The sequence below is a fragment of the Thalassobacter sp. genome (assembly GCF_982993085.1).
In genome coordinates this window covers 1-4,847 of record NZ_CEZFMW010000170.1, presented here as the reverse complement: position 1 = coordinate 4,847, position 4,847 = coordinate 1, and the positions used below count along the sequence as shown (strand labels likewise).

The 4,847-nt window shown below is 56.5% G+C and carries 3 protein-coding genes and 1 pseudogene; 3 read left to right on the top strand and 1 reads right to left on the bottom strand.

Features of this window, described 5'->3' with window-relative positions:
• Window positions 1-102, top strand: a pseudogene (locus AC4GMC_RS17145) (xanthine phosphoribosyltransferase); the annotation flags it as partial.
• Window positions 103-163: 61 nt separating this feature from the next.
• On the top strand, window positions 164-394 hold the full coding sequence (locus AC4GMC_RS17140) for a sulfurtransferase TusA family protein (protein ID WP_487875994.1): 231 nt from the start codon (window positions 164-166) through the stop codon (window positions 392-394).
• Here the strand turns inward: AC4GMC_RS17140 and AC4GMC_RS17135 are convergent, their stop codons facing one another.
• Window positions 395-3,790 (bottom strand): indolepyruvate ferredoxin oxidoreductase family protein, encoded by a 3,396-nt coding sequence (locus AC4GMC_RS17135; RefSeq protein WP_487875993.1) that lies wholly within the window; start codon window positions 3,788-3,790, stop codon window positions 395-397.
• Between the two features lie 191 nt (window positions 3,791-3,981).
• On the opposite strand from AC4GMC_RS17135, the gene AC4GMC_RS17130 reads away from it, so the two are divergent.
• A partial coding sequence (locus tag AC4GMC_RS17130) for a LysR family transcriptional regulator (RefSeq protein ID WP_488047551.1) occupies window positions 3,982-4,847 on the top strand: 866 nt, incomplete at its 3' end.

Here is a 4,847-nt window from a genome sequence, read left to right as displayed (position 1 = left end):
ATGGTGGACACGTTCATTACGGGCGTCAGCCAAGACACTTGGATCTTTTTCCCATGGGACATGGCGCTACAATACGTCGAACCATATCGCGGCACTGACTAGACCCGAAGGGGTCAGTTCAATTTACAATTAAGTATCACTTGACGGTTAAGGGGACAGCAGCATGCGAAATTTTGACCTAGAGGTAGATGCGCGCGGACTGCTGTGCCCCCTTCCCGTTCTGCGGTTGCGAAAACGGATTGCCGCTTTGGCACCCGGTCAGATCGCGTGTCTGCTGGCGGATGATCCGGCAGCTCATGTTGATGTGCCGCATTTCTGTGCCGAGGCCGGCCACACCTTTGAAGGCAGCGACGACCAAGAGGACAGCACTGCCTTTTTCATACGCCGCGGATAGCTATTCTGCCGCCTCAGGCATCGTGGCGGTGGGACCCTGTTCGATTGCTCGAAGAAGCTCCACCCGACGGCGCGCAGCGGCATCCATAGCTGCGGCCTTGACGGGACCAAACCCCCGAATTTCGAGTGGAAGCTCGGCCATAGATAAAATCAGATCGCGGTTTTCTGTTTTTAACACTGACAGCAAACGCTTCATGTCCTGTTCATACTGATTAATCAAAGCCCGCTCTTTACGACGTTCCTCTGTGTAACCGAACAGGTCCAAGGGGGTACCGCGCAGATGCTTGCCCCAGGCTAAAATAGGAAAGGCCTTCTCCAGCCAAGATCCAAATGCCCGCTTGATAGGCCTTCCATTGGGCCCGATACGCGTCAGTAATGGAGGCGCGAGGTGATAAGTTAGCGCCATTTGCCCATCAAAAGCCGCTTCAGCTTGTGCTTTTGTCCCGCACAAAAGCCGTGCAACTTCGTATTCATCCTTGTAGGTCAGCAGCTTATGAAAACTGATGGCCATCGCATCTCGTAGCTGAGCATCAGGCGCCAATTCAAGCAAGCGCTGGTATCGCTTCACAAGCCCCTGACCTTGATATTGCTTAAGATGAGCAATCCTTACCGCCTCCGCATCTGGTGTAGGTGGCTCAGATGGGGCAAGAATTTCTGCAACACTTTGCGGGTCAAAAGCCGCCCACCGACCGAAGGTAAACGCTTGTTTGTTCCGCTCTACCGCAGCGCCGTTTAGCGTAATCGCTTGGGTTAACGCCGCCAGCGAAACGGGTAAACGTCCCGCCTGCCAAGCCGCGCCCAACAGCATCATATTGGCATAAATCGAATCCCCCATAAGCACCTTGGAAAGCTCAGATGCGTCGAGTGACATCAACCGCGAGCCAAGCCGCTCTTGCAGCACGCCACGCAACCCATCGCCGGGCAATTTATAGTCGCGGTTCAAAGTAAAGGCGCTGGTCGTTGTCTCGTGTGTGTTCACCACAGCATAGGCGCGATTGGGGTCAAGCAGTGTCTGCGTTTTGGCCCCAGCAGACACGACCAAGTCCCCCCCTATCAGCGTGTCACATTCACCGATAGCGACGCGTATCGCATTGATATCACTGGGTGAGTTCGCAAGGCGGCAATGAACCGTGACCGCCCCCCCTTTCTGGGCGAGGCCCGCCATTTCCATCATGGCAGCACCTTTGCCATCAAGGTGTGCGGCCATAGCCAGAACGGCCCCCAACGTTACCACACCGGTCCCGCCGACGCCCGTTGCCAGTACATTGAACGTGCCGTTAATCGCCGGCAATTCGGGCTCGGGGAGGTCAGGCATAGCCACATTTCTGGTCGTCGCTTTGCGCGGGGCGCCCCCCTCTACGGTTACAAACGACGGGCAAAACCCATCGGCACAGCTGTAATCTTTGTTACACGAAGATTGCTCAATCGCTCGCTTTGTCCCGAACGGAGTCTCAACCGGAACAATCGACACACAGTTCGACTGAACTGAACAATCGCCGCACCCTTCACATACGTCCGTGTTGATAAACATACGCTTTTCGGGATCAGGAAAACTGCCACGCTTGCGACGACGCCGTTTTTCGGCCGCACAGGTTTGGATGAACAGCAAAACTGAAACGCCCTCAACACTCTGTAAGCGCCTTTGGACCGCTCCCAAATGCTCTCGCGTGTGCCACTCCAGCCCCGCCGGGAAGAGTGTCTTGTCCACCTCTTCTTTAGGATCGTAAACAACCACGACCGTCTCAACCCCGGCGGCCAGAACCTCTCGGGCGACCTGCTCCGGCGACAAGTCGCCATCGTTGCGCTGCCCGCCCGTCATTGCGACCGCATCATTATAAAGGATTTTGTACGTAATATTTGTACCCGCAGCGCGAGCAGCACGAATGGCCATCAGCCCCGAGTGGTTATACGTGCCCTCCCCTAGGTTTTGAAACACATGGTTGCGTGTCGAAAATGGTGCCTCACCGATCCAGTTGGCGCCTTCTGCCCCCATGTGCGTGTAGCCCTCGGTGCCGCGATCCATCCACAACGCCATAACGTGGCACCCGATGCCCGCACCTGCACGCGCGCCGTCCGGCACCTTGGTCGAAGTATTGTGCGGACAGCCCGAGCAAAAATAAGGACTGCGCGTCGCCAAATCCGGCGCACTTTCCAGCGCCCGAGCGGCCTGCAGCTTGGACAGTCCCGCCTGAATAGGCGGCGAGGTGACGCCGATACCTTGAAGAAGCCTGCCCAGTTTTTCGGCCACGTCAGCGGGATCAAGCGCGTAATGAGAAGGAAACAGCGCTGCACCACCCGGCCCAAGCGCACCATACACCTGCCGCCCGCGTTGGTCCTCAAAGATGGCCTCCTTAATTTGCACTTCGATCAACTTACGTTTCTCTTCGATACAAACGATGACCTCTAGGCCCTCAGCCCAATCGCGCAAAGACGCCATATCCAGCGGCCATGTTTGACCCACCTTGTAGGTGGTGATGCCAAGCGCCTCGCAGGCTTTGGCATCTAGTCCCAAGGCCCCCATGGCGTGCATTAAATCTAACCAATTCTTGCCCGCAGCAACAAACCCGATGCGCGCACCGGGCTGCCCCTGCATTCGCTTGTCGATCTTATTGGCACGGGCAAATGCCTCTGCTGCGGGGCGTTTGTAGCAGACCAGCCGCTCCTCTTGGGGGATCCAATGATCGCCCAGCCGAATATGCAAGCCGCCCGCGGGCAAATCAAAATCGGGTGTCACGAACTGCATCCGATCAGCACGCCCGTCCACGACCGCCGTGACCTCCACGGTGTCTTTCATCAACTTCAAGCCAGACCACACCCCCGCAAACCGGCTTAGTGCCAGCCCGTACAACCCGTAGTCTAAAATCTCTTGGACACCGGCTGGATTCAGAACGGGCATGTGTGCATCAACCAACGCCCAGTCGGACTGGTGACAGGTGGTTGAGCTTTCGCCAGTGTGATCATCACCGCAGGCCATCAACACGCCGCCCAACGGAGCCGTCCCGGCCATGTTGGCATGCCGCATTGCATCACCAGATCGATCAACGCCCGGTCCCTTGCCGTACCACAGGCCGAACACACCGTCGAACCGCCCCTCGCCCCGCAAGGCCGCCTGTTGCGTGCCCCATATGGCAGTAGCCGCGAGATCTTCGTTCAAACCGGGATCAAAGCGAATGTCCTGCGACGTGAGAACATCCCGGGCACGGGTCATTTGCATATCGACCGCCCCCAAAGGCGAGCCGCGATACCCGGTGACATATCCAGCGGTATTGTGCCCCGCCGCACGGTCACGCGCCTTTTGCATGAGCATCAATCGGACCAGTGCCTGAGTGCCGTTCAACAGCACTTGGTCCTTATCCAGGTCGTAGCGATCACTCAGACGAACATCCAACAGGCTCATCACATACCTCCCATGCGAAGCGATCCTATCATAAAATATAGGTCATAATCTATGACCTACAAGAAAATTCTTCTTGCCGTTACGTTTTGCGCGTTAGTTCAGATTGATATCAAATTGGCGGTTCGCAAGCCTTTCTGCATGTGCGATACCGCTAACTATTCAAAACACTTAGGCCATAGGGGCACTGACGAATGGACTGGGACAAGCTGAGAATTTTCCACGCGGTGGCTTCTGCGGGCAGCCTGACACACGCCGGCGAAACGCTCCACCTCTCCCAATCGGCCGTGAGCCGCCAAATACGCTCCCTCGAAGAGAGCCTCAGCACGACGTTGTTTCACCGCCACGCACGGGGCCTTATCCTGACGGAACAGGGCGAATTGCTGTTCGATGCGACGAATTCAATGGCAAAAAAACTGGACGCTGCCAACGCACGCATCCGAGACAGCGAAGAAGAGATATTTGGCGAATTGCGTGTCACAACCACCATCGGATTCGGGACGCTCTGGCTCGCGCCGCGGCTGGCCAAACTATATGAAAAGTATCCGGACCTCAAAATTGACCTGATGCTCGAGGAACGCGTGCTGGACCTGCCAATGCGTGAAGCCGACGTCGCAATCCGCATGAAAGAGCCGAGTCAAGCCGATCTGGTGCGCAAGCGGCTCATGGACATTCGGATGAAAATGTATGCCTCTCCCAGCTATCTGGAGGCCCACGGCACGCCCGAAACCATGAGCGATCTGCAAAACCACCGCGTGATTTGCCAAAATGCCACCAGCTTTCAGGTAAACGCCGGGGCGCAATTGATCCGCCAATTGCAAGAAGAAGGCGTCGAGAATTTCTTGACCGTGAACAACTACTTCGGTGTACTGCAGGGGGTCATTTACGACCTTGGCGTTGGCGTGTTGCCCGACTATCTGACCCGCGACTTTCCAGACCTTGTGCCGGTTGTACCCACCGCACTCTCGCGTGAGGTCCCCGTCTTTCTTGCCTATCCAGAAGAATTGCGCCACTCACGCCGGGTCGAAGTCTTTCGGGATTTTGTGCAAGAAGAGGTCAT

What these genes read in the sequence shown, in the direction of transcription:
- AC4GMC_RS17140 (WP_487875994.1), top strand. Translation starts at nt 164, where the DNA reads ATGCGAAATTTTGACCTAGAGGTAGATGCGCGCGGACTGCTGTGCCCC.
- AC4GMC_RS17135 (WP_487875993.1), bottom strand. Translation starts at nt 3,790, where the DNA reads ATGAGCCTGTTGGATGTTCGTCTGAGTGATCGCTACGACCTGGATAAG.